The sequence below is a fragment of the Adlercreutzia sp. DFI.6.23 genome (assembly GCF_024462535.1).
GTDB classification, from domain to species: Bacteria; Actinomycetota; Coriobacteriia; order Coriobacteriales; family Eggerthellaceae; genus Adlercreutzia; species Adlercreutzia rubneri.
Window position 1 is genome coordinate 1 of the sequence record NZ_JANGBP010000336.1, and the last position, 320, is coordinate 320.

1 protein-coding gene is annotated in these 320 nt (G+C 68.1%); it reads left to right on the top strand.

All coding sequences use genetic code 11. The features are described from left to right. Positions 1–320: transcription antitermination protein NusB (locus NE591_RS13620; protein WP_256156906.1), on the top strand; the 320-nt coding region annotated here is incomplete at both ends.

The following is a 320-nucleotide window of genomic DNA, read 5'->3' on the forward strand; positions in this document are numbered from 1 at the left end:
CGGCCATCCACCAGCTGAGGGAACGCGACGCGTTCGCCCAGGACATCATCTCCAAGACCATCGATATCTCGCCCCTGTCGCGGGAGGATCGGGCCTTCGCCACCCGGCTCGTGCTGGGCGTGGTCAGCACGCGCGGCACCCTGGAGGACATCATCACGGGCTGCATGGACTCGCCCGACGATGCGGCCCCGGCAGTGCGCGACGCGCTGTGCCTGTCGGCCTTCGAGATCATCTTTCTGCAGAAGAGCCCCCATGCCGCCGTCGATCAGGGCGTCGAACTGGTGAAGTCGGTGGCGCGGCGCGCGGGCGGTCTCGCCAAT